Consider the following 22,680-nt stretch of genomic DNA (forward strand, 5'->3'; position numbering starts at 1 on the left):
TGGTGTTAGGAGCCATAGTCGACCAACCGCGCGCACATGCCGGCCGGCGATGCATCTGCTGGTTGCAGGAAGGCGGACCGGGATCTCGCGGTGTGCGGTGGAATCGAAGGGAGATTGGAATGTCTGAATCGAAGACGACCACCGATCATGATGAAATCCGCCGTTGGGCCGAGGATCGCGACGGCCGGCCGGCGGTGGTGCGCACCAAGGGCGAGGGCGGCATACTGCGCATCGACTTCGGCGAGCCTGAAGAGACGTTCGACCCCGTCGAATGGGATGAGTTCTTCAGGATATTCGATGAGAACGAACTGGCCTTCCTCTACCAGGATGAGACCAGCGGCGGAAAAACCAGCCGCTTCAACAAATTCGTCGAACGCAGCCGGAAGTAAGGTCGCGGCCAACAGCGGCTGCGGTCAGTGCAGCAGGTTTGGCCCGCGTGCCCTGACGATGCTTCGCATGATGCCGTTGAGCCAGTCCTCGGTGGAGGAGCCGGATCGTCTCTTGTCGATTTCGCCGATGGCCTGTTCGAGCGTTCGCTCGACCAGCCGGTCGGAGGCCTCCACATCTCCCAGCAGCAGACGCGCCGCGAGCCTGAGCTTGGGAAGCAGCGAAAATACGTCATCCGAGGGCTCCGACGCTCGAGCTCCTTTCGACGACGACGTCTCGGCTGGGAAGAGAGCATCGAAAACAGCCTGGCCGTCCGAGGATTTTCGGAGGCTGCTGGCATACCGAAGGCGCTCGGGAATAACGATGTCTTCATCGCCGCTGAAAAACACGAACGGCACGCCACGGCGCATCAGTTCGTCGGCGATCGGGAATACCCGTCGTCCGTTGAGATTGACGTCCAGGATCGCGGCCTCCGCCTCGTCCGTATGTTTCGATGCCTGTTCGACTGTCGCCACCGGGCCAAGCACGACGGCGCCCATCTTGCTGAAATAACGTGCAAGATCGCCCGCCAGCATCCATTCGTCTTCGACGATCAGGATATGCAAGCCTTGCAGGTCGCGCACCTCATTGTTCCTTCTTCCTGCGGGATTTACGGCTGTCGGCGCGGACTTCTGCAAAGTGGCGAGCCAGTACCTCTTGCAACCGTTCCGCGAGCGCGAGCAGGCGAGGCGGAATATTTTCAGAAACCGGGAACTTGGTCAGATCCGGCGAAGGCAGCAGGATTCGCTTTGCCGGCTTTATTTCAGGTGATCGTTTTGCCATTGGAACCGCCTCCAAAGTCAAATGTTAATGCCCACCGGCGGTACTTTGTTCCGTTGGTGGACTATTTACTGGCCTCAGGCCCGGCCCGGTCTTAATCTGAGGCGCGATTTGGGTCTAAGGCCCGATTTGACGGCTTTGTGTTTGCGGCTGTTACCAGGGGCTTGGCGTGGCATCCCAGAATGGAAGATTTCCAATTGTCGGCGTCGGTGCATCGGCCGGCGGCATTCCCGCGATGGAGGGCCTGTTCAAAGGGCTGACCGACGGCACCGGCATGGCGTTTGTCGTCGTCACCCATCTCAGCCCGGAACGGGAGAGCCTGCTGCACGAGGTCATCCGGCGTTACACCGAAATGCCGGTCGTCGTGGCCGAGGAGGGCGTGACGGTCCAACCCGACCAGGTCTATGTGATGCCGCAAAACGTCGTCCTCACCATCCGTAAGGGTGCGCTTTCGCTGCGCCGGCCGAATACGCTCAACCGGGAGCGCAAGCCAATCGACATCTTCTTCAGCGCATTGGCCGAGGACCAGGGCGAGTATGCCGTCGGCATTATCTTGTCGGGTGGCGATTCGGACGGCACGCTCGGCGCCAGGGCAATCAAGGAGCATGGCGGGCTGACGATTGCCCAGGCGTCCAACGGGTACGGCCCCCGCAACCCGGACATGCCGCAGAGTGCGATTTCGAGCGGCCTGATCGACATAGCGGCGCCCGCCGAGCAGATCGGTGCAAAGCTTCAGGCGTTTGTCCGCGGCTTCGATGTGCTGAGTGGACTGGCCGAAGCGGATGACGAGCACAAGGCCGACCTGGATCGGGCCCGCGATGAAATCTACGCCATTTTGCGCAGCCATTCCGGTCACGACTTCTCCGGCTACAAGACCAAGACGTTCCTGCGTCGCGTAAAGCGGCGCATGCAGATCACGCAGCTGCAGTCGATCACCACCTACATAGAACGGCTGAAGAGGGACACCGACGAGGTGGCGAAGCTGTTTCGCGACCTGCTCATCAACGTCACCAGCTTTTTTCGCGACGCCGAAGCGTTCAAATTGCTGGAGGAAAAGATCATACCGCAGATTTTTGAAGGCAGGAACGCCTCCGATTCGGTGCGTGTCTGGGTGCCCGGCTGCGCCACCGGCGAGGAGGTGTTCTCGATCGGCATGCTGATGCGCGAGCGCATGGAAAAGCTTTCCGCGCCGCCGCGCGTCCAGATATTCGCGACCGACATCGATGAGCGGGCTCTCGCCGTGGCGCGTGCGGCGCGTTATCCCGAAGCGCTGCTGCACGGGCTATCGGCAAAGCGCAGGCAACGGTTTTTCCACAGCGACGGCGAGAGCTATGTGCTCGGCAAAGAGGTGCGCGAACTGTGCATTTTTTCCCCGCACAGCGTTATCCGCGATCCTCCTTTCTCGCGCATGGACATGATTTCGTGCCGCAACCTGTTGATCTATTTCGGCCCGCAGATCCAGAACCGGGTCATCCCGATCTTCCATTATGCGCTGCGGCCGGGCGGTTATCTGTTCCTCGGCACGTCGGAGAGCGTCGGTCAGCACGGCGACCTGTTCGCCACGGTCGACAAGAAGCAGCGGATATTCCAGGCGCGGGAACATGCCACGCCGCGGCCGCTGGTCCTGATCGGCAATGGCCGCACGGGTGCCCTTCCGGTCGGAAGCGGCGGCTCGAAGAAGGACGCCGCCAGCCATTCACTGCGTCAGGCGATCGAGGCTCAGGTGCTGGAGCGGTTCGCCCCGCCTCACGTTCTGGTCAATGGCGATGGCGACATCGTCTACTATTCGGCGCGCACGGGCAAATATCTGGAAGCGCCGCAAGGCGCCCCGAGCCGGCAGTTGCTGACCCTGGCCCGCCGCGGGCTGAGACTTGAGCTGCGCGCCGCATTGCGGGAAGCAGCCACGACGCGCCGCACGGTCGTTCGGGAAAACATAGCGGTCGAGGAAGACGACGGACAGCTTCAGTTCATTACGCTGACAGTCGAGCCCTACACGGAACGCGGCAAGGGCGAGCCCCTCTACCTCGTCCTGTTCAATTCGGTGGCACAGCCCCGGATGCGTTCCGAGCCGGCACGCGAAAACCGCGGCGCCGACGACGCAGCCGATCTCGAACGGGAGTTGCGCGACACGCGCGAACGGCTGCAGTCGACCATCGAAGAATACGAAACCGCGCTGGAGGAGGTAAAGTCTTCGAACGAGGAACTCGTCTCCGTCAATGAAGAGGCGCAGTCGACCAACGAGGAGCTTGAGGCCTCGAAGGAGGAGATGCAGTCGCTCAATGAAGAGCTCAACACCATCAACGCGGAGCTCACCGGCAAGATAGAGGAGCTCGACCGCGCCAACAGCGACCTCAGAAACCTGTTCGAAAGTACGGAAATCGCCACCATCTTTCTCGACCGCAACCTTGTGGTGCGGACCTTCACTCCCGCCGCATCATCCTTCTTCAATTTGCGTCTTTCCGATGTCGGCCGGCCACTGACCGATCTTTCGAGTCAACTCGACTACCCCGAGCTGAAACGGCACATCGAGGCGGTGTTCGAGACCGGAGAGACCCTGAACCATCATCTTGCGCGCGACCACAACGGCCGGTCTCACCTGGTTCGCATCAATCCCTACCGGGACAAGAGCGGCAGCATTCAGGGCGTGGTCGTGACGCTGATCGACGTGACGACGCTGGCGCAGGCGGAAGAGCGTCAGCAGGTGCTCATCTCCGAGCTGAACCACCGGGTCAAGAACATGCTGGCGGTTGTCGCCAGCATCACCAACCGGACGCGTGAATACTCGGCGTCGAAAGACGAGTTCGCCGAAGCCTTGATCGGTCGCCTGCAGGCAATGTCACGAGCCTACAGTCTGCTCTCGCGTGAGAGCTGGACGGAAGCCTCTGTCGAGGAATTGCTGCACCAGGAACTCGATCCTTTCGGGCCTGAACGGTTTAAGCTTGATGGCGAGAGAGTGAGCCTCAAGCCAGCACAAGGGCTTTCTTTCGGCATGGCGATCCATGAGCTGGCGACCAATGCCGCCAAATATGGTGCACTGTCGAAGCCAGCCGGGCGGATAGTTGTTAAATGGTCGGTGGTCGACGGGACCTTCAAGCTCACCTGGCGCGAGAAGGGCGGTCCCCGGATCAAGGAGCCAACCGACATCGGCTTCGGCCTAACCCTCCTGCGCGGAGAAATTGGCTACAGGCTGGGCGGAAAGGTTGAAACAACTTTCCACTCAAATGGTTTGGAGGCGCATATTGCATTCCCTCTGACCCGCGAGGGCTCGTCGTGACCGGACAGATGCGCGTGCTGATCGTCGAGGACGAATGGCTGATTGCCGACGACGCGGCGGCCTACCTGCGCAAAGCCGGCCATCAGGTGGTTGGACCGGTTTCGTCGGTAACGGCAGCCCTCCGGCTCGTCGGCGAAGGCGGCATCGACGCGGCGCTGCTGGATATTCAGTTGAACGACGAGACCAGCTATCCGATCGCGGAAGCGTTACGGACGCGCGGTGTTCCGTTCGCCTTCCTCTCCGGGTATGGCGAACGCGAAATTCCGGCAGGTTTCCGCACTTGCAGGATCGTGCAGAAGCCGGCGAGCCAGAGTGCGATCCTGAATGCCGTGGATGAACTCGCGCGAGCCTGCTGAGGTCGCGATTTGAAAGTCGCGCCGGGTCACATCGGCGTGGTGCGTGCCTGCCGCGAACAACGAACGCCTATGGCAAGATCCGCACAGGTACCGATTTGACTGCCGGAACATGAGCCTTCTCGGCTCTGTGCCACAAAGGAACCAATGGGTTGAGCTCGGGATAGTAACCGGCGCAATTTCCCTCCGGCACCGAGAAAGGCGTGATGCGCAGCCCGTGCACGCGGCGCTCCACGCCATCATGCGCATTGGCTTCGAGATCGACCTCCTGTCCGGCGCTCAAACCGAGGCGCTGGATATCCTTTTCATTCATTAACAGCACCATACGTGTGCCGCTGATGCCGCGCAGCCGGTCGTTGTAGCCATAGACGGTCGTGTTGAACTGATCGTTGGAGCGCACCGTGATCAGTGTCAGCACATCGCGGCCGGCGACATCGATGTCAGGGTCGGTTTCAAGGCCGCTTGGCAGCTTGAAATTGGCCTTCTTGTTCGGCGTCTCCCACACCCGCTTGCTCGCCTTGATGTCGCGATGGAAGCCGCCGGGCGTCAGGAAGCGCTTGTTGAAGTCGCGGAAATGTTGGGGATAGCAGCGCTCGATCTCGTCGCGGATGCGCGAATAATCCCCAACCCACTCATCCCATGGGATCGAACTCCTGCCCGGCACTGTCGCCTTGGCGAGCTCGGCGACGATCCTGGGCTCTGAAAGCAGATGCGGCGAAGCCGGAGGTCGCGATCCGAACGAGCCGTGGATGCAGGCGGTGGAATCCTCTACCGACACCCTCTGATCGCCGCTCGCCTGATGGTCTCTTTCCAGCCGCGACAGGCAAGGCAGCAAATAGGTTGTCCGGCCGGCGATCAGGTGGCTGCGGTTGAGCTTGGTCGCGATCTCGACATGCAGGTCGAGCCCACGCCAGGCTTTTTCGACCAGGCCGGTTTCCGGAACGGCCCGCACGAAATTGCCGCCCAGCCCGACGAAGCCCTTGACCGATCCGTCGATGACGCCTTCGCAGGTCTCGACCGTATCGAGACCTTTTTCGCGCGGCGGTTCAAAGGCGTAGAATTCGGCGAACTTGTCGAGCGGGACGAGCTCGGGTTTTTCCGATATGCCGACCGTGCGCTGCCCCTGGACATTGGAATGGCCGCGCAGCGGCGAAATGCCGGCGCCGGGTTTTCCGATATTGCCGCGCATCATCAAAAGGTTGCACAGCATCTGGACGTTCTCGGTGCCGTGCCGATGCTGGGTCAGGCCCATGCCGTAATTGCCGATCACCGCGTTGGCATGGCTGTAGACCTCGGCGACATGCTCCAGATCGGCCTGTGCGATGCCCGATCGTGCGACGATATCGCTCCACTGGGTGTTGCGCAGGAAAGCTTCGAACTCGGCGAAGCCATGCGTGTGCTCGGCGATGAAAGCCGTATCGAGGACACGCGTCCTGCCGCTTTCGCGGGCGGCATCGTCGAGCGCCAGCAACGCTTTGGCGATGCCCGTCATCGCGGCGATGTCGCCACCGGAACGAACCTGGAAGTAATCGCTGGACATTTTGGTGCCCGGCCCGGGCGACAGCATGTCGATGGGGTTTTGCGGGTTCTTGAAGCGCTTCAGTCCCCGCTCGGGCAACGGATTGAAAGTGAAGACGGGCACGTTGCGTTGACGTGCCTCCTGCAGCGGATGCAGCAGGCGCGGCGCCGTCACCCCGGTGTTGTGCCCGAAGAAGAACATCATGTCGCATTTCGCAAAGTCTTCGAGCTGCACGGTCCCGACCGGCGAGCCGATCGATTCCGGCAAGCCGACCGAGGTCGATTCATGGCACATGTTGGACGAATCGGGCAGGTTCGAAGACCCATAGATCCGCGCAAAAAGCTGGTACATGAACGAGGCCTCGAGCGAGGCGCGGCCGGAGGTGTAGAACACCACCGATTTCGGATCGAGCCGCCGCAATTCGGCAGCTATGTCGCGGAATGCATCGTCCCAGGAAACCGGCTCGTAACGGTCGACGGCGGCATTGTAGCGCATGGGCGCGGTAAGCCTGCCCTGCTTCTCCAGATCGTGGTCCGGCCAATCGAGCAAGTCCGCCACCGAGTGCTCGGCGAAGAATGCGGGTTCGCAGCGCAGTTTGGTCTGGTCCCACATCGTCGCCTTGGCGCCGTTTTCACAGAACTCGAAAGGCCTGGGCTGGGCTGGCTTTGCCCATGAGCAAGACACGCACATATAGCCGTCGGCCTTGTTCTGCTTGAGCAGCGTGCTCCATATCCCGGACAATAGCAGGCCTTCGCCTCGCGCCTTGCGGACCAGGGATTTGAGCGATCCCCAGCCGCCTGTCGGGTGGTCGTATTTCTTGGTTTCGATGCGATCGGTTACGGCGGGTCTCATGCAAGCCACTCCCTGTAGAAGAGCACTCATACGAACCCGCGGTGAGGCTGAATGTTCCCGGCCGGCTCCGTCCCGTCACGCCGTCCGTCTTACCGGAACCATTTCTGCCATCGTTTGTTCGGCTCGGAGAAAGGAGCCGTGCGAATGGAGCGACGTAACGCGTTAATTGCAATGGTGATTTCGGCCATCATCATCGTCGGCTTTCTCATAGGCTTTTTGTACGGCGATATGGGCTGGCAAACCTCGCCGCTCAAAAGAGCCCCTGAGCAGAACCAGGGTGGCAATGCTCCAGCCGACACCTCGCCTGCCGCCGGCATCAAGAAGAACCCCAAGGAAAATACCGAAATGCCGGGCCAGCAATGAAGGCCGGTCCAGCAATGAAGTTAGCCAATGCTACGAACTGAGACGGGTTCCTGTTTTTGCGGCGCCATAACGGCGCAAATGCGCGGCGAGCCGTTCTGGGTTTGCTCCGATCATGATGACGACTGTCGCAAGGCGATAGGAAGCCCGCTAACGGTGTGGGTCGGTTATCGGCCTTCTGAATTCACATTGCTCACCGGCACACCGAAGACCTTTTCGAAAACCCCCGGCGTGCTCCGGTCCTTCTGCGCGGATTGCGGAACATCGATCGGCTATGTCGACCAGGGCCTGCCCGACGAACTCTATCTGGCGATCGGCTTTCTCGATCACCCCGAACGGTTTCCGCCACAGGCCCACGCATATTGGAACATGAGGCTTCCCTGGGTCGAGTTTCCAGACGAGCTGCCGCGGGTCAGGACGTATTCGAGGCAGCGCGACCCGGCGTTCGGAAATCCGGCAGACCGCTAGCTTTCGATCCCCTCGCTGGTTGGAAAACGTGCCATTCGGGCTTGCGTACGAAAACGACGATTGGCGCGCGGCCGAAAACGCGCAATTATCGGCCGATGGGCCGCCGTTTGGATCACAAGCTCGATTGCAAGGCGTGCGGGACGATCCTGATGGAGATTCCCGACAACCGAAGGATTCGACGCCGATCTATTGCAGCAATTGCGGCGCCTATCTCGGCGAATGGGGCGATCTGCAGGAGGATTTCTTCAGGCAGGCTTTCGGCGCCCAGGCCTTCGATCTGAACAACGGAAACATCATCAAGAAATAGTCCTGGATTGTGCCGGCCTCCCGCCGGCCAAGCCACGGCCTGTGGACCCGACTCGTTGCGGCAACCGCCCTTCGTATCGGACCCTCGGGAACCTTTCTCCCGAGCCGCTTGTTTGGGTTGCGGAAGGAGACACGCCATGAGCACAAAACCTCCCCCTGTGCCGCCGAAGAATCTGAGCCCGAAGGGCGCCGGCGACAAAAAATCGGTAGCGGCCGACCAGGCACTGCAATCCACCGTTCCGGATCCCGACAAGCAGGGCCAGCAAGGCAATACGAAGGTAAACACCACCCATCAAGGCAACGTCCAAGATCGCTAGGCCATGTCCACGTCGAAAAAAACGCCTGCCAGCATCCGCCAGGGCGGTCCTGGCGCCGCGCACGAAAACGCCAAGAAGCCGCTGAGCGTCGAAAAGCCGCCCGCCGCGCCCGACCGTCGCAGCCACAGCAAGGTCTCCGGCGGCGGCGGCGAACGCGACAGCCACCATACCCACGACCCCGAAAAGAAAGGCGACACCCGGCCCGCGGATCAGGACAAGTGAAGTCGGGCAGCGAGGCGGAGATCGGTAGAGTTCGAGCGAAATGTCAGCGGGGACGTCGCGCCAAAGCAATCGGCACGACATTGTCGACATTTACTACCGGGACCATCGGCAAGTCGAACAGCATCGCAAGCCCCCGCGTCGCGGCCATTTCCACGATCAGCTCCTCGATGGATTGATCGGTCAGGCGGGTCTCGATGCTCCGCCGGATCATCGCTGCAAGCTTATGGACCGGCACCGGCACCGACTTCGCCCGGTCGTCGAGCAGCTTGCTGATCTCTATCACGACGTCAGCGTCGATATTCCTGGGCAAGTCTCGCACAAGCGCCTCCCCGCCAAACGAAACGAAAAGCCCGCCGCACCTTTCGATACGGCGGGCGATCCAGTAGTGCGCACCGGCGAGGGGATCGGGTGGGCGTGCCGGCGCGCGCAGATCGCAAGTAATTTTAGTTAAATCCGCCAGCTTCGATGTGTCACGGGAAAACGTCTGTACGTTTTTTACCGAACCGCGCCGATCGTCAGCTGTCCCGCCGTCGCGCGGCGTGGCAGCACGGATGGCGCGATCCTCTGCCCTCCGGACAGCGAACTCAAACAGTATACACTATAAACTTAAAACATCTTGCCAGGCGATCCAGCCTGTGCTCCACTTCGCATTGGAACGTGGCCTGCAGATCGAATTCTATCGACATGTGGCTGCATTTCAACGGATCACTGCGGGAAGACCAGCCTCAAACGATATACGAAATCTTCGCATGGGAAGGCGTGGATGACGGAAACGATAGAGCTCAAACGGGTTGGCGATGGCAATCTGCGTGCCCAGGTCTATCAACAAATCCGGCTGACCATTCAGCATGGCGATTTGGCGCCTGGCCAGAAGCTCGTAGATGTCGACATTGCCGCCCAGCTCGGTATTTCCAGAATGCCTGTCCGCGACGCCTTGATGCAGTTGGTGCATGAGGGCTACCTCGTCGGCACCACACGCGGCTTCACGCTACCCACACTTACCGCAACGGATGTCGCCGACATCTTTGAGGTCCGCCGCTTGCTCGAGCCGCGTGCCGCCGCACACGCTGCGCGGACACTTGACGCCGCTGGCCTCAAGACGCTGGCAGCCGCGCTTCGGGAGGCGGAGGCTGCGGCCGCAGCCGGCGATGCCGACCGCTTTTTCCAGGCCAATTCGGCATTCAGGAATTGTTGGCTCGGTGCCGTCGAGAACGAGCGCCTTTCACAAACGATTGCCCGCTTCGCCGACCACGTGCTCGTCGTCCGTTTAAGGACGCTGTCGCACCAGCCGACACAGGCCGTCGTCGTGGCCGGGATGCGCGCCATCTACGAGGCATTCGTCAAGCGCGACGCCGTCGCCGCCTACGACCGCATGACGCACTTCATTCAGAACGCCGAGGAGCGTTTCATGAAGCTGAGCCCACCGGCTCAACGTTCCAGCGGTGAAGGTGAGAGCATGTCGCAGCGGGGGAAATCATGATCAGGAAGCAGCACCCGCTGAAAGGGCCGAACCGGTTCAAGCTCGGCGTCTTTTCCATGAACGCCGATGGCGGCCTGGCAATGACCACCGTCCCCGAGCGCTGGCGCGCCCGCTGGGAGGACAATCTCAATTCTGCCTGCATCGCCGATCGCGCCGGCCTCGAGTTTCTGCTGCCGATCGCCCGCTGGCGCGGCTTCGGCGGTTTGACGCATGTGCGGGAATGGTCGTTCGAGACTTTCACCTGGGCGGCGGGTCTTGCTGTCGCCACGGAAAACATCGGCCTGTTCATGACGGTGCATGTGCCGCTGGTTCATCCGCTGCAGGCTGCAAAAGCGCTGGCGACGGTTGACCACATCTCCAACGGGCGTGCCGGCTTGAACATCGTCTGCGGCTGGAACCCGGACGAGTTCGCCATGTTCGGGCAGACGGTCGGCGATCGAACCTACGATCAGGCCGAGGAATGGATCAACATCATCGTGCGTGCCTATCAATCGAGGGAGCCGTTCGACTTCAGCGGCGAGTTCTATGATCTGAAGGGTGTCGTCAGCCGGCCGCCGAGCCTGCAGGCGCCGCGACCGGTGACCATGAACGCCGCCTTCGGCGCGCCGGGGCGCAACTATGCGGCGCGCCACTGCGACTATCTGTTTTCGACTTTTTCCGAAATCGCCGACGGCCGTGCGCATGTGGTCGACATCACCAACCGAGCGGCCGAAGTCGGACGCGAAGTCGGCGTCTATACGGTCTGTCATGTCGTCTGCCGGGAGACCCAGCAGGAAGCCGAGGATTATTACCGGCACTACGCGCTGGAATGCGCGGACGAAGGCGCTGTCGACGAGCATATGCGCAAGAAGAAGGAATTCGCGAACTCGCACGACGCGAAGGCCTTCACCGAATATCGGCAGAGGTTCGCCGGCGGTGCTGGAACCTTCCCGCTCATCGGCACGCCGGAAAAGATCGTCGACGACCTCACTGCGATCATGGAACAGGGTTATTCCGGCGCCGCCCTCACATTCGTCAACTACACCTACGAACTGCCCTTCTTCTGCGACCGCGTGCTGCCGCTGATGCGCCAGGCCGGGCTTCGAGTAAATTGATGCCGGCGGCCGCCATTCCGACGCCGTGGGTGCATGGGCACGACGCCATCAATCCGCGCGCCTTCAAGCAGGCGATGCGGGCCGTGGCGGGCTCCGTCGCCATCCTCGCCTCGGAGCATGACGAGATCGGCTTCTGCGGTATCACGGCGACGGCCCTCTGCTCGTTGAGTGCCGAGCCGCCGTCCCTGCTGGCCTGCGTCAACCGCAGCAGCACCTTTGCCTCGGCCATTCGCGAAGGCTTGCCCTTTTCCGTCAATCTGCCCGCCGGCGACCAGGAGAACGTTGTGCGTGCCTTTGGCGGCTTGACCAAAGCCAGGGGCGCCGCGCGGTTCTCGTCCGGATCATGGGTGCGCGGCGAAACCGGCGCGCCCTTGCTTGTCGGCGCGCGGGCAATGTTCGAATGCCGGGTCGCCGAAATCATCGTGCGGGCGTCGCACATGATCGTCATCGGCATCGTCTCAGGCGTCGCGCTGGATCGCGCTCACCGATCGCCGGTCTTCTACGCGCGTGGGCGGTTCCTGACAGTAGGAGATGATGTCAACTAACCGCCGTTCGTGTGGCGGCGCAGCGTGCAATTTCAGATCGGCCCGATGATGGGCCCCGGCGAAGTGAATCTATCAGAGGGAGTACGGCAATGCGCATTTGGAAATCCCTTGTTCTGGCGGCAGTCATGTCGGGTGTAGCGGGTATCGCCACGGCCGAAGAGGTCGTCCTCAATGCCGTGCATTTTACGCCGACGCAGAACGGCTACGCCCAGAGCTTCCTGAAGTTCGTTCAGAAGGTGAACGAAAAGTGCAAGGGCGTGGTCCAGATCAACGTGCGTGGCGGGCCGGAGGTCATTCCACCGATCCAGCAGGGCGCGGCGCTCAGGAGCGGCCTGATCGATGTGATCGACACACCGGCAGGGCAGTTCCTCGAGCTCGTGCCCGAAGGCGAGGTGTTCTCCGCATCGACGAAGACGCCGTGGGAGGTTCGCGAGAATGGCGGCTGGGACTTCATCAGCGGGATTTTCGAGAAGAAGGCCAATGCCCATCTGCTGGCGCATGTCGACGCGGGCTCGGGCTTCAACGTCTTCACCATCGATGAACCCAAGCTCAACAGCGAAGGCAGCATCGACTGGAGCAGCCTGAAGATCCGCTCGTCGCCGCTCTATCGCGATTTCCTCGAATCCCTGGGCGCGACGGTCATCGTGCAAGCGCCGGGGGATGTCTATACCTCGCTCGAGCGCGGCGTCGTCAATGCCAACGCCTATACCGTATTTGGTTATGCGTCCTTCGGCTGGGACAAATTCACCAAATACCGCGTCGATCCGCAATTCTTCAAAACCGACGTGCTGATCTCGATCAACAAGGCGAAATGGGACACGCTGTCGCCCGAGGCGCAGAAGCTGCTTGCCGAAACGGCCGTCGAGTACGAGCGCGCGAGCTATGACGCCAACCTTGCCGAGTCCGAAAAGCAGGCACAGGCGATGATCGCCGGCGGGCAGAAGGTGATCAGCTTGACCGGCGCCGGCCGCGACAAATTCCTGGCGGCTGCCACGCAGGCGAGCTGGGCGAGAATGGCCAAACGCGATCCCACCAACATCGATCAGTTGAAGAAATTCTTTCAGTAGCCCAAGCCGAGGGTGCCTTGTGTGCCTCCATCAAAGCTGGGCCAAGGGGACGAAGGTGGACATGAGGGTCGTCGGGCATGGATAGATTGTTTGCAGCGATTGGGAGGCTGAGCCTGGCGTTGGCGGCGGCGGCAAAAGTGGTGCTTGGCCTCATCATCGTCGCGGTGGTTGCTGATGTATGCGTCCGCAATCTGGGCCTGAGGCCGCTTGCCTGGGCGGTGTCGGCGACGGAATACGGCCTGCTCTACGCGGCATTCCTGCCGATGCCCTGGCTGGTCCACAGCAAGGGCCATGTCTTCGTCGAGTTCCTGCGCAAGGCGCTGCCGGTGCGGGCACGGTCGGTGCTTGAAAAGCTGGTCTACCTCGCCTGCATCGGCGTCAGCCTCTACCTTGGCAGCGTCGCTCTGTCGTCCCTGACAAGTGCCGTTGCGGGCGGCGAATATGAAACGCGCAGTTTCGATATGCCGAAATGGCTGGTGTTTCTGCCCATCATGCTCGCCTTCTACCTCTCGGCGCTGGAATGGCTCAGATATCTGCTCGGCCGTGACACGCTGTACACGCTCGATCCGCTGGAAATGGAAGGGCTCTGACCGGTGGCCTGGCTGTTTCCATTCGCCGTGCTCGTTGGCACCATCCTGGTGTTGATGGGGCTTGGGCTGCCGGTCGCCTTCGCGTTCTTCGTCACCAACGTGATCGGGCTGTACCTGTTCTTCGGCGGTTCGATCGGCGTGACGCAGATGGTCGCCAACTTCTCCGACGCCGTCTCGACCTATGCGCTTGCTCCGCTGCCGATGTTTCTCGTCATGGGCAGCCTGTTCTTCCGCTCCGGCCTGGGCGAGAAAGTCATCTACGCGCTCGACCTGTGCGTCGGCAATCTGCGCGGACGCCTTGCCTATGTCGTCCTCGCCGCCGGCACGATCTTTTCCGCGCTGTCGGGCTCGAGCCTCGCCAATACCGGCATGATGGGCTCGCTGATGGTGCCCGAGATGCTGAAGCGGGGCTACAAGCCGCATATGGCCTACGGCCCGGTGCTTGGCGCCGGAAGCCTTGCCGTCATCATCCCGCCATCCTCGCTCGCCGTCTTGCTCGGCTCGCTGGCCCAGATCGACGTCGGCGCGCTGCTCATAGCGGGGGCTTTGCCCGGGCTGCTGCTCGTTGTCATGTACGCGGCCCTGATCTTCGCACAGACCAAGATCGATCCGGACGCCGCTCCCCACTATCCGGTGCCCGCCGTCCCCGCGGCCGAGAAGGTGAGGGCGGTCGCCGTCAACATCATTCCGATGAGCGTCATCGTGTTCATGGTGGTCGGCACGATCATCCTTGGGATAGCGACGCCGACGGAATCGGCGGGACTCGGCTGTGCAGCCGTCGTCGCCTTGTTGTTCGTCTACCGGCGGTTCAGCTGGTCGGTTGTCTGGAAGTCGCTGGACGATGCGATGAAGGTCACCGGCATGACCTTCCTGATCATCTCGGCTTCGACGACGTTCTCGCAGATATTCGCCTTCTCCGGCGCCTCCAACGGCTTTATCCAGTTCATCGTGGGCTACGATCTTGGACCGTATCCCATGCTGCTCATGATGGTGCTCGTCATCCTGCTGCTCGGCATGTTCATGGATCAGGTCTCGATGATGCTGATCACGCTGCCGATCTTCCTGCCGATCGCCCAGCAATTCGGCTACGAGCCCGTATGGTTCGGGCTGATCCTGCTGCTCGCCTATGAGGTCGGCTTCACCACGCCGCCCTTTGGTCTGCTGCTGTTCATCATGATCGGCGTTGCGCCGAAAGGCACATCGCTCAAGACGGTTGCCATGTCAGCGGCGCCTTACATCGCGCTGACGCTTTTGCTGATCCTGCTGATTGTCCTCTTTCCGCAGATCGCTCTCTTTCTTCCGAATTTGATCTAGTCGAACTCGATCCAGAGGTTCCACATGCGCTTTGCCTATCTTGCCTTCTTCCATGATGACCGCGAGGCAAATTTGGCCATCGCCGGTGAAGATGTTGACGCTGTGCGCCGTGTGATCGCATCGACGCCGGGCCTTGCGCTTGCAAACATCTATCTGCCCGAAGTGGCGACGGACATGTTCAACAACGATGGTCCACCGCCGGTCTTTGGCTTCCAGCTCTATTTCGACGAATTGGCGGACATGGAGGCGGCGCTGGCGCCGTCCGGCCATCTGCAGGCGCTTGCCGGACCGGGTATGCTGTCGAGCATCGCCGGTTCGAGGCCGACGCAACAGGCAATGTGCGTGCGTCCGTTTCCCGTCGACGACGCTGGCGTCAAGACGTCCGGGCTGCCCTGCAGCTATCTTGTCCACTATCCCGGGCCGGCCGAAGACATGAATGTCTGGCTCCACCACTACGTGACGCACCATCCGCAATTGATGCGGGGCTTCCCCGGCATTCGCCACATCGAGGTTCTGTCGCGACTGGATTGGTGCGGTTCGCTGCCCTGGCCGCGGATCGACCATATGCAGCGCAATCGCGTCATGTTCGACAGTCCCGCGGCATTGACGCACGCGCTGCAATCGCCGGCGAGGCTGGAGATGCGCGCCGACTACAAGACATTCCCGCCGTTTTCAGGCGGCAGCCGGCATTTCCCGATGTCGACGGAAGCCGTGCATCCTTCGTCAAGGGCCACATAGCGCAAACAGGTTTTGCCGACGCCGAAAAATTTCTGGAGATTTCATGTACGACTTTCGCAAGAAATGTGTTTCTCTCGATCGCCTCATCGGCACCTTCTGCGCCATCCCGCACCCTGTGGCGGTAGAAGTGGCGGCCGCGAGCGGGGTCGATTTCCTGTGCATCGACTGGGAGCATTCGCAGATCGGCCGCGAACGGCTCGAGGATCTGGTCCGCGCCGCCGATGTCCACAAGGTTCCCGCGATGGTGCGCGTTCCCGGCCACACGCCGGAGTGGATGGCGGCCGCGCTCGACGCGGGCGCGTCGGGCGTCCTGGTACCGCGCGTCTCGACGGCCGAGCAGGCCCGCATGGCGGTCACGGCCTGCCGTTACCCGCCGGTCGGCGCACGCGGTGTCGGCCCAGGCCGCGCCGCCGGTTATGGCTATATGATTCCGGACTACCTCAAATCGGCCAACGAGGTCCTGACGGTCGCCATCCAGGTCGAGACGGCCGAGGGCCTCGCCAATATCGACGACATCGTCCAGGTCGACGGCGTCGACGTGATCTTCATTGGCCCCGGCGACCTCTCGGTCTCGATCGACGCCATGGGGCCGGCCGGCCAGGACAAGCTCAATGCCGCTATCGTCAGGATCGCGGCCGCAGTGCGCGCAGCCCGCAAGGCCGTCGGCATCTTTCGTCCTTCGGCGGATGATGTCGGCAAATGGTCGCGGCACGGCATCAGCTTCTACATGCTCGCCAGCGACACGATGTTTCTCGGCGCCGGCCTTGCCGCCGGTGTCGTCTCGGCGCGCAGCGCCTCATAGCAAGAGTTTGCCATGAAGATCATCAAGACCGACGGCGTATTGTCAGTCGAGGAAGAGCAGCTGCGCTACCTCGACGGCTTGAGCGCCGAGTTTGTCGAAAAGACGCTGCTCACAGAAGATGCCCTGATCGAACACTGCCGCGACGCCGACGCATTGATGGTATTGCGGGAGCCGATCACGGCTCGCGTTTTGGCGGAACTGAAGAGGCTCAAGGTCATCGGCCGGTTCGGCGTAGGGCTCGACTCGATCGACGTCGAGGCCGCCAGCTGTGCCGGTGTTCAGGTGACCTACGTGCCGGACGCCAATCTGGTTGAAGTCAGCACCCACGCCATGGCCCTGATCCTGGCCTTGACGCGCAGGCTGAAGCAGTTCGACAGCGCGGTGCGCGCCGGCCGCTGGGCTGCAATGACCGACGGCGCCGGCATCATGCGGCCCGACAGGCAGATCCTCGGCCTGATCGGCTTCGGCCAGATCGGGCGGCTGACTGCCGAGCGGGCGCGGGTCTTCGGCTACCACATCATCGCCTACGACCCGCACATGCCGGCAGAGCGCATCGCGGCCGGCGGTGCCGAACCGGTCGGCTTCGACGAGCTGCTGGCCAGGGCCGACATCGTCTCGCTGCACGTTCCAGCGACACCGGAAACCAGAAACATCATGTCGGCACAAGCCCTGTCGCGGATGAAGCAAGGGGCGATACTCATCAACGTGTCGCGCGGCGGCCTGGTCGACGAGGTCGCCTTGGCGGATTTGATCCGGAGCGGCCATCTGGCAGGCGCCGGCATCGACACGTTCGAGCGGGAGCCGCCTTCGCCCGACAATCCGCTGCTGGCGCTGGACACCGTCCTGGTCAGTCCACACGCGGCGCACTACTCGACCCAGTCTTACGCGGAGGTTCGCAACAAGGTGTTTGCCGATGTCGCATCGGTCCTGCGCGGCGGCAAGCCGGTCTATCCGGTCAACCGGGTATGACCAATTCCCGATGTCGGCGCCGCCCCTCATCCGCCTGCTCTCTCCCGCTCCGCGGGCGAGGAACCCAAGTCCTGCAAGCCGGCGTTCGCAAGGCGATGAGGGGCGGCGCAAACCTATCAAGATTGTCCGGATTGCCACATTTTGTTCTTGCTTTGTGCCGGCAGCTATGCTACTAATTTGGGTATGGTGCTGATTCGGACCGAGGACCCGCCGCAAGGCGGTTTTTTGTCTTTAGGTTTCGGCGCCATCCGTCGAGGCTCTGCTCGGCTTGTCGCGGCGCTCGACAATGTAGATGTGGTCGGCGACCAGCACCACGTCGCCATGCTGGTTGATCACCTCGCAGCGCTCGACGACCCGGCCTGAATCGGGTCGCTTCGGGTCGTCCTCCTTGGCCGAGATGGTGGTGCGGGTCCTGATCGTATCGCCGATGAACACCGGCTTGATGAAGCGCAGCCGGTCGTAGCCATAGGAGAAAGCAACCGGGTTGACGACGCTTGCCGTCAGCCCGACGCCGACCGAAAAGACCAGCGTGCCGTGGGCAATGCGCTGGCCGAACGGCGTCGTCTTCATGAACTCGGCGTCCATGTGGTGGGGAAAGAAATCGCCGGTATGGCCGGCATGGACGACGAAGTCGGTCTCGGTGATGGTGCGCCCGCTGGTCATGCGCGACGAGCCGATCCGGTAGTCCTCGAAATAAACAGTCTGCTCCATGTCAGGGCCTCGCCGCGATCGGTGTTGCCGGCGCCGCGCTCGATTGATAGGCGGCTTCGACCAGCGCCATGGTGTTCCAGCCGTCCTCGACGGAACTGACAAGCTCGGCGTCCTCGCCTGACGCGTAGCGCTGGACATTGGCCATGCGGCCGGCAAAGGCGTCCGGAAACCATGCGCCGACGAGCGGAACCGTAATCCAGTCCGTGCCGCCTTTGGGGTAGATTTCGAGAATGTCCGGCTCGCCGCGCGGATAGTCGAGGTTGACGCCCAGTTTGAGGTAGGCGGCGCCTTCGGTGCCGCAGATGCGGAATTCGCAGGCCTGGTGTTTTCGACCGAACTTGTGATCGTGGTTGATCGACAGCGCACAGCGCACCGTGTCGCCATAGTCGAGGATCGCGCTGGTGCGCGTTTGCGCAACCTTATGGCCGGGGTGGCCGAGCGTCTTGGCGTGAACCCCCTTGGGGTCGCCGAGCAATTGCCGGATCAGGTCGAGATAATGGATCGAATGCATGGCGATCTCGACGCGCGGCGCCTGCAACAGGAATTCCCAGAGCTGCCAGGGTGTCGCCAGCGCCAGCCATGCGTCGAAATCGACCACGTCGCCCAGCCAGCCCTTGGCGATCGCATCCCTGAGCGCCAGCATCATCGGTGCGAAGCGCAGCTGGAAATTCACCGCCGCCTTGAGGTCTTTGGAGCGGCAGATTTCGAGGATCTCGGTCGCCTCGGTGAGATTGCTGCCCATTGGCTTCTGGATCAGCGCCACCGCACCATCGGGCAGCGCGCTGAGCACGCCGGCATGATAGGCCGGCGGCGTCGCCAGATCGAAGATGGCGTCCTTGATTGCAGCGGCTTCCCCGACCGACCGGTAAGCGGTGACGCCCCATTTCTGCGCCAGTTTTTCCGCCTTGGCCAGGTCGGGGTCGAAAAGCCCGGCAACCGGGAAACCGGCTTTCCCATAGGCCGGGAAATGCGCATCGCCGACGATCGAGCCGGCGCCGAAAATCACGATCGGCCTGGGCTTTGACGGCTGTGCCCAGGCCTGGGAGAGCGAGGAAGGATCGAAAATGTCATCAGTCATAGTGGAAGACTTCGTCCATCGACGCCCACCACTCGCCCTCCTTGCGGGTCGGCAGTGGCTCCTGGCACGGCATGCACAGCGCCCACCATTCCTGCGTCGTGGGATCGGCAGCCATCTTGGCCATGTCGGCGGCATAGTCGGTGCCGTGGTACTCGAAGGTGCTGAACAAAAGGTGCTCCGGCTCCCTCAGATAAATCGAATAATTCTTGATGTTGCAGGCGGAAATCATCTTGAGGACGTCCGGCCACACGGCAGCGTGAAGCCGCACATACTCGGCGACTTTCTCCGGCTTGAGGCCGAGCACCATTCCCATTCGCTGCATGTCCGCCTCCTATTTCACTATCGTCGTGGTGAATTCCGCGATGCTCTTCGCCTTGATCGCATCCCAGTCCCAGTCGATGCCGATGCCGGGCTCGTCCGGCGCCAATGCGTGCCCGTCCTCGATACGCATTTTCTTGCCGGTCAGCTCGTCGAGCTGGGGAATATACTCGGCATATCTGCCGTTCTGAACGGCGCATGTCAGGCTGACATGCAGTTCCATCAGGAAATGCGGGCAGACCGGTATGTCGAACGCCTCGGCTGCATGCGCCACCTTCAGCCACGGCGTGATACCGCCGATGCGACCGACATCGACCTGCACGATCGAACATGCGCCCTTTTGCATATATTCGCGGAAATGCCGGATCGAATAGAGCGACTCGCCGACGGCGATCGGCGTCGATGTGGCACTCGACAGCCGCACATGGCCGTCAATGTCGTCGGCCGGCAGCGGCTCCTCGATCCAGGCGAGGTCGAGTTCCCGCAGGCGCTCGGCCCGGCGGATTGCCTCGTCGACCGAAAAGCCCTGGTTGCAATCGGTCATGATCTCGTAGGAGTCTCCAACCGCCCGGCGCACCGCCGTCAGCCGGGCAAGATCCTCGGAACCGTGCGGCTTGCCGATCTTGACCTTCGAGCCGCGAAAACCCTTGGCCTTGGCGGCCAGCGCATCCTCGACCAGCGCCTCGGTTTCGATATGCAGCCAGCCGCCTTCTGTCGTGTAGAGCGGGCAGCGGTCCTTGGCGCCACCGGCCAGTTTCCACAGCGGCAGGCCCTGCTTCTTCGCCCGCAGGTCCCAAAGGGCAGTGTCGATGGCCGCGAGCGCGATTGCCGTGATCGCGCCGATCGTCGTGGCGTGGGTGGCGAATTCCAGCTCGTGCCAGATCGCCTCGATCATGTCGGCGTCGCGGCCGATCAGCCGCGGCGCAAGGTGGTCGGCCAGCAGTCGCATCACCGAGGAGCCGCCGGTGCCGATCGTATAGCTGTAGCCGGTGCCGACCGCGCCGTCGGCGTCGGTGATGGTGACGATCGGTGTTTCCTGGCTGACAAAACTCTGGATGGCATCGGTGCGCTTGACCTTAGGCACCAGGTCGACCATCCGCAGTTCGATTTTCTCGATCTTTGCCATGATTTTAACCTCGCAATGTCTTGCCTGTTTCGGCAGAAAACAGATGGGCCTGCGACAGGTCCAGGCTCATCTTGACCCGGTCGCCGGCTTTGAGCGGCTTTGGATTGAGCATCCGCGATACCCAGTCGCTGCCGTTGAATTCGGCGAACACCAGCGTTTCGTTGCCGAGCGGTTCTGTAACCGTCACCGGCAGTTCCACCTGGTGCACGTCGACCTCTTCGCCGGAGCTGATGCCGTGCCCCGTCGGATAGATGTCGTCGGGCCTGAGGCCGAACACGACTTTGTCGCCGGTTCCGACATTTGCCTTGAACTGGCTGGGCAGGGGCAGCCTCTCGCCGCTGGCGAACAGCAGCTGTCCGTCGTCGACGTCAGCCTCATGCAAATTCATCGGCGGCGAGCCGATGAAGCCCGCCACGAAGCGGGTCTGCGGCCGGCGGAAGACCTCGTCGGGCGTGCCGACCTGCTCGATGAACCCGTCGCGCATGATGACGATGCGGTCGGCCAATGTCATCGCTTCGACCTGGTCGTGGGTGACGTAGATCACCGTCGACCGGACCTTGGCGTGCAGTTTCTTGATCTCGGTGCGCATCTGCGTCCGAAGCTTGGCGTCGAGATTGGAAAGCGGCTCGTCGAACAGGAAGACGTCGGGATCGCGCACGATGGCGCGGCCCATGGCGACGCGCTGGCGCTGTCCGCCGGACAGCTGCGACGGCCGGCGGTCGAGCAATTGGTCAAGGCCGAGAATGCCCGATGCCTCTGCGACACGGCGGTCCATTTCCTCTTTCGCGGCGCCGGCAATCTTCAGCGAGAAGCCGAGGTTTTCGCGCACCGTCATGTGCGGATAGAGCGCGTAGGACTGGAACACCATCGAGATGTTGCGCGACCGCGGCGGCAGGTCGTTTACCATGCGGCCGCCGATCTCGATGACCCCGTCGCTGATCGCCTCGAGGCCGGCGATCATTCGCAGGGTTGTCGACTTGCCGCAGCCGGACGGCCCGACCAGCGCGATGAACTCGCGGTCGGCGACCTCCAGGTCGATGCCGTGCACCACCGCCACCGGACCGTAGCTCTTGGTGAGTTTCTTGAGCGATACAGTTGCCATGTCAGCCTTTCACCGCGCCGGAAGTGAGGCCGCCGACGAGGTGTTTCTGGACGATGAAGGTAAGCGTGAGCGCCGGTATGATCATGACCACGGCCAGCGCGCACATGCCGCGCCAGTCGATGGTGAATTCGGCCGTATAGTCGAGCAGGCCGACCGGCAGGGTCTTGGAGTTGATCGAGCGTGTCAGCTGCGAGGCGAGCGCGAATTCGTTCCAGGAGGTGAGGAAGGCAAAGATGCCGGCCGAGGCAATGCCGGGGCCGGCGAGCGGAAACTCGACCTGCCAGAAGGCCTGCCAGCGCGTGCAGCCGTCGATCTGCGCGGCTTCGGCGAGGTCCTTTGGCACCTGGCGGAAAAAGCCGTCGATCAGCCAGACGGTGAACGGCACGTTGAGCGCGACATAGACCAGGATCAGCCCGAAATGCGTATCGATGATGCCGAGCCGCGCAAAGACGAAGAACAGCGGCAGCGACAGCGCGATGCCGGGCACGGTGCGCGTCAGCATCAGGCCGAGGAACATCGCCGACTTGGCGCGGAAGCGGTAGCGCGCAAAGGCATAGCCGCCGGCCATACCGATGACGATGGCGATCACCGTCGAGGTCACCGAGATGATCAGCGAATTGCGGAAGTAGTCGAGCACCGGAATGCCGCCCTGGCCGACGCCGCTGAACATGGCGATGTAGGCGTCGAGCGAGAGTTGCTGCGGGATCCACACCGGCGGCTTGGCCATGATCTCGACAGTCGGCCTGAGCGACGACAGCACGATCCAGATGCCGGGCAGGCAGATGACCAGCATGGCCAGGAACAGTCCGATGCCGTGAACGATGCCGAGCGCTTTGTTGCCGACGCGATGCAGGCTGTTCTGGTCCATC

General features: G+C 62.1%; 27 protein-coding genes. 17 read left to right on the top strand and 10 right to left on the bottom strand.

Going from position 1 to position 22,680, the window contains the following annotated elements:
* Positions 1 to 119 precede the first annotated feature (119 nt).
* On the top strand, positions 120 to 389 hold the full coding sequence (locus AC0L2X_RS00470; RefSeq protein ID WP_473552910.1) for a hypothetical protein: 270 nt from the start codon (positions 120 to 122) through the stop codon (positions 387 to 389).
* A 24-nt stretch (positions 390 to 413) separates the two neighbouring features.
* Here the strand turns inward: AC0L2X_RS00470 and AC0L2X_RS00475 are convergent, their stop codons facing one another.
* Together AC0L2X_RS00475 and AC0L2X_RS00480 are read right to left on the bottom strand one after the other, a co-directional pair.
* The gene (locus tag AC0L2X_RS00475; RefSeq protein WP_473552912.1) at positions 414 to 1,010 is read right to left on the bottom strand and encodes a response regulator; all 597 of its coding nucleotides are present in this window, start codon (positions 1,008 to 1,010) and stop codon (positions 414 to 416) included.
* Between the two features lies 1 nt (position 1,011).
* The gene (locus AC0L2X_RS00480; protein WP_352660374.1) at positions 1,012 to 1,209 is read right to left on the bottom strand and encodes a hypothetical protein; all 198 of its coding nucleotides are present in this window, start codon (positions 1,207 to 1,209) and stop codon (positions 1,012 to 1,014) included.
* Positions 1,210 to 1,375: 166 nt separating this feature from the next.
* On the opposite strand from AC0L2X_RS00480, the gene AC0L2X_RS00485 reads away from it, so the two are divergent.
* Positions 1,376 to 4,480, top strand: coding sequence for a CheR family methyltransferase (locus AC0L2X_RS00485; RefSeq protein WP_473552915.1), 3,105 nt, complete (start codon positions 1,376 to 1,378; stop codon positions 4,478 to 4,480).
* Positions 4,477 to 4,836 (top strand): response regulator, encoded by a 360-nt coding sequence (locus tag AC0L2X_RS00490; RefSeq protein WP_473552917.1) that lies wholly within the window; start codon positions 4,477 to 4,479, stop codon positions 4,834 to 4,836. The genes AC0L2X_RS00485 and AC0L2X_RS00490 overlap by 4 nt, the downstream gene beginning before the upstream one ends.
* Before the next feature lie 67 nt (positions 4,837 to 4,903).
* On the opposite strand, the gene AC0L2X_RS00495 is transcribed toward AC0L2X_RS00490, so the two are convergent.
* Positions 4,904 to 7,204, bottom strand: a complete 2,301-nt coding sequence (locus AC0L2X_RS00495; protein ID WP_473552919.1) for an FdhF/YdeP family oxidoreductase — start codon at positions 7,202 to 7,204, stop codon at positions 4,904 to 4,906.
* Positions 7,205 to 7,348: 144 nt separating this feature from the next.
* On the opposite strand from AC0L2X_RS00495, the gene AC0L2X_RS00500 reads away from it, so the two are divergent.
* From AC0L2X_RS00500 to AC0L2X_RS00520, 5 genes are all read left to right on the top strand, one after another.
* Positions 7,349 to 7,567: a hypothetical protein gene (locus AC0L2X_RS00500; RefSeq protein ID WP_254818791.1), complete on the top strand. Its 219-nt coding sequence runs from the start codon at positions 7,349 to 7,351 to the stop codon at positions 7,565 to 7,567.
* Between the two features lie 27 nt (positions 7,568 to 7,594).
* A complete protein-coding gene (locus AC0L2X_RS00505) occupies positions 7,595 to 8,032 on the top strand; it encodes a GFA family protein (protein WP_473552922.1) in 438 nt (145 codons plus the stop codon).
* A gap of 133 nt (positions 8,033 to 8,165) precedes the next feature.
* On the top strand, positions 8,166 to 8,339 hold the full coding sequence (locus AC0L2X_RS00510; RefSeq protein ID WP_473552923.1) for a hypothetical protein: 174 nt from the start codon (positions 8,166 to 8,168) through the stop codon (positions 8,337 to 8,339).
* 136 nt (positions 8,340 to 8,475) lie between these two features.
* Positions 8,476 to 8,655, top strand: coding sequence for a hypothetical protein (locus AC0L2X_RS00515; RefSeq protein WP_473552926.1), 180 nt, complete (start codon positions 8,476 to 8,478; stop codon positions 8,653 to 8,655).
* Positions 8,656 to 8,658: 3 nt separating this feature from the next.
* Positions 8,659 to 8,877, top strand: a complete 219-nt coding sequence (locus AC0L2X_RS00520) for a hypothetical protein (RefSeq protein ID WP_473552928.1) — start codon at positions 8,659 to 8,661, stop codon at positions 8,875 to 8,877.
* Between the two features lie 43 nt (positions 8,878 to 8,920).
* Here AC0L2X_RS00520 and AC0L2X_RS00525 read toward each other — a convergent pair whose 3' ends face one another.
* The gene (locus AC0L2X_RS00525) at positions 8,921 to 9,196 is read right to left on the bottom strand and encodes a hypothetical protein (RefSeq protein ID WP_473552930.1); all 276 of its coding nucleotides are present in this window, start codon (positions 9,194 to 9,196) and stop codon (positions 8,921 to 8,923) included.
* A gap of 444 nt (positions 9,197 to 9,640) precedes the next feature.
* Between AC0L2X_RS00525 and AC0L2X_RS00530 the strand changes: the two genes are divergently transcribed.
* From AC0L2X_RS00530 to AC0L2X_RS00570, 9 genes are all read left to right on the top strand, one after another.
* Positions 9,641 to 10,357, top strand: coding sequence for a GntR family transcriptional regulator (locus AC0L2X_RS00530; RefSeq protein ID WP_473552932.1), 717 nt, complete (start codon positions 9,641 to 9,643; stop codon positions 10,355 to 10,357).
* Positions 10,357 to 11,451, top strand: coding sequence for an LLM class flavin-dependent oxidoreductase (locus AC0L2X_RS00535; RefSeq protein WP_473553661.1), 1,095 nt, complete (start codon positions 10,357 to 10,359; stop codon positions 11,449 to 11,451). The genes AC0L2X_RS00530 and AC0L2X_RS00535 overlap by 1 nt, the downstream gene beginning before the upstream one ends.
* A complete protein-coding gene (locus AC0L2X_RS00540; RefSeq protein WP_473552936.1) occupies positions 11,451 to 11,996 on the top strand; it encodes a flavin reductase family protein in 546 nt (181 codons plus the stop codon). Before AC0L2X_RS00535 ends, AC0L2X_RS00540 begins: the two co-directional genes overlap by 1 nt.
* 89 nt (positions 11,997 to 12,085) lie before the next feature.
* Positions 12,086 to 13,063, top strand: a complete 978-nt coding sequence (dctP, locus tag AC0L2X_RS00545) for a TRAP transporter substrate-binding protein DctP (RefSeq protein ID WP_473552938.1) — start codon at positions 12,086 to 12,088, stop codon at positions 13,061 to 13,063.
* A 77-nt stretch (positions 13,064 to 13,140) separates the two neighbouring features.
* Entirely contained in the window at positions 13,141 to 13,653 is a 513-nt protein-coding gene (locus tag AC0L2X_RS00550) for a TRAP transporter small permease (protein WP_352488503.1), read from the top strand.
* A 3-nt stretch (positions 13,654 to 13,656) separates the two neighbouring features.
* Positions 13,657 to 14,967: a TRAP transporter large permease gene (locus tag AC0L2X_RS00555; protein WP_473599222.1), complete on the top strand. Its 1,311-nt coding sequence runs from the start codon at positions 13,657 to 13,659 to the stop codon at positions 14,965 to 14,967.
* Between the two features lie 24 nt (positions 14,968 to 14,991).
* A complete protein-coding gene (locus AC0L2X_RS00560) occupies positions 14,992 to 15,705 on the top strand; it encodes a hypothetical protein (RefSeq protein ID WP_473552942.1) in 714 nt (237 codons plus the stop codon).
* Between the two features lie 43 nt (positions 15,706 to 15,748).
* Positions 15,749 to 16,507: an HpcH/HpaI aldolase family protein gene (locus AC0L2X_RS00565; RefSeq protein WP_473552945.1), complete on the top strand. Its 759-nt coding sequence runs from the start codon at positions 15,749 to 15,751 to the stop codon at positions 16,505 to 16,507.
* Positions 16,508 to 16,519: 12 nt separating this feature from the next.
* On the top strand, positions 16,520 to 17,476 hold the full coding sequence (locus AC0L2X_RS00570; RefSeq protein ID WP_473552947.1) for a C-terminal binding protein: 957 nt from the start codon (positions 16,520 to 16,522) through the stop codon (positions 17,474 to 17,476).
* A 231-nt stretch (positions 17,477 to 17,707) separates the two neighbouring features.
* Here AC0L2X_RS00570 and AC0L2X_RS00575 read toward each other — a convergent pair whose 3' ends face one another.
* Genes AC0L2X_RS00575 through AC0L2X_RS00600 form a run of 6 tightly spaced genes read right to left on the bottom strand, consistent with a single transcriptional unit; the run spans position 17,708 to position 22,679 of the window.
* Entirely contained in the window at positions 17,708 to 18,187 is a 480-nt protein-coding gene (locus AC0L2X_RS00575) for a MaoC/PaaZ C-terminal domain-containing protein (RefSeq protein ID WP_473552950.1), read from the bottom strand.
* Between the two features lies 1 nt (position 18,188).
* Positions 18,189 to 19,265: a Gfo/Idh/MocA family protein gene (locus AC0L2X_RS00580; RefSeq protein ID WP_473552952.1), complete on the bottom strand. Its 1,077-nt coding sequence runs from the start codon at positions 19,263 to 19,265 to the stop codon at positions 18,189 to 18,191.
* Positions 19,258 to 19,587: an L-rhamnose mutarotase gene (locus AC0L2X_RS00585; RefSeq protein ID WP_023676093.1), complete on the bottom strand. Its 330-nt coding sequence runs from the start codon at positions 19,585 to 19,587 to the stop codon at positions 19,258 to 19,260. The genes AC0L2X_RS00580 and AC0L2X_RS00585 overlap by 8 nt, the downstream gene beginning before the upstream one ends.
* A 9-nt stretch (positions 19,588 to 19,596) precedes the next feature.
* Complete coding sequence (locus AC0L2X_RS00590; RefSeq protein WP_473599223.1) at positions 19,597 to 20,709, bottom strand: mandelate racemase/muconate lactonizing enzyme family protein; 1,113 nt, start codon at positions 20,707 to 20,709, stop codon at positions 19,597 to 19,599.
* Between the two features lie 4 nt (positions 20,710 to 20,713).
* Positions 20,714 to 21,811: an ABC transporter ATP-binding protein gene (locus AC0L2X_RS00595; protein ID WP_473552957.1), complete on the bottom strand. Its 1,098-nt coding sequence runs from the start codon at positions 21,809 to 21,811 to the stop codon at positions 20,714 to 20,716.
* A gap of 1 nt (position 21,812) precedes the next feature.
* Positions 21,813 to 22,679, bottom strand: a complete 867-nt coding sequence (locus AC0L2X_RS00600) for a carbohydrate ABC transporter permease (protein WP_352465970.1) — start codon at positions 22,677 to 22,679, stop codon at positions 21,813 to 21,815.
* Position 22,680 lies beyond the last annotated feature (1 nt).

Source organism: Mesorhizobium sp. WSM4828, from assembly GCF_055811175.1.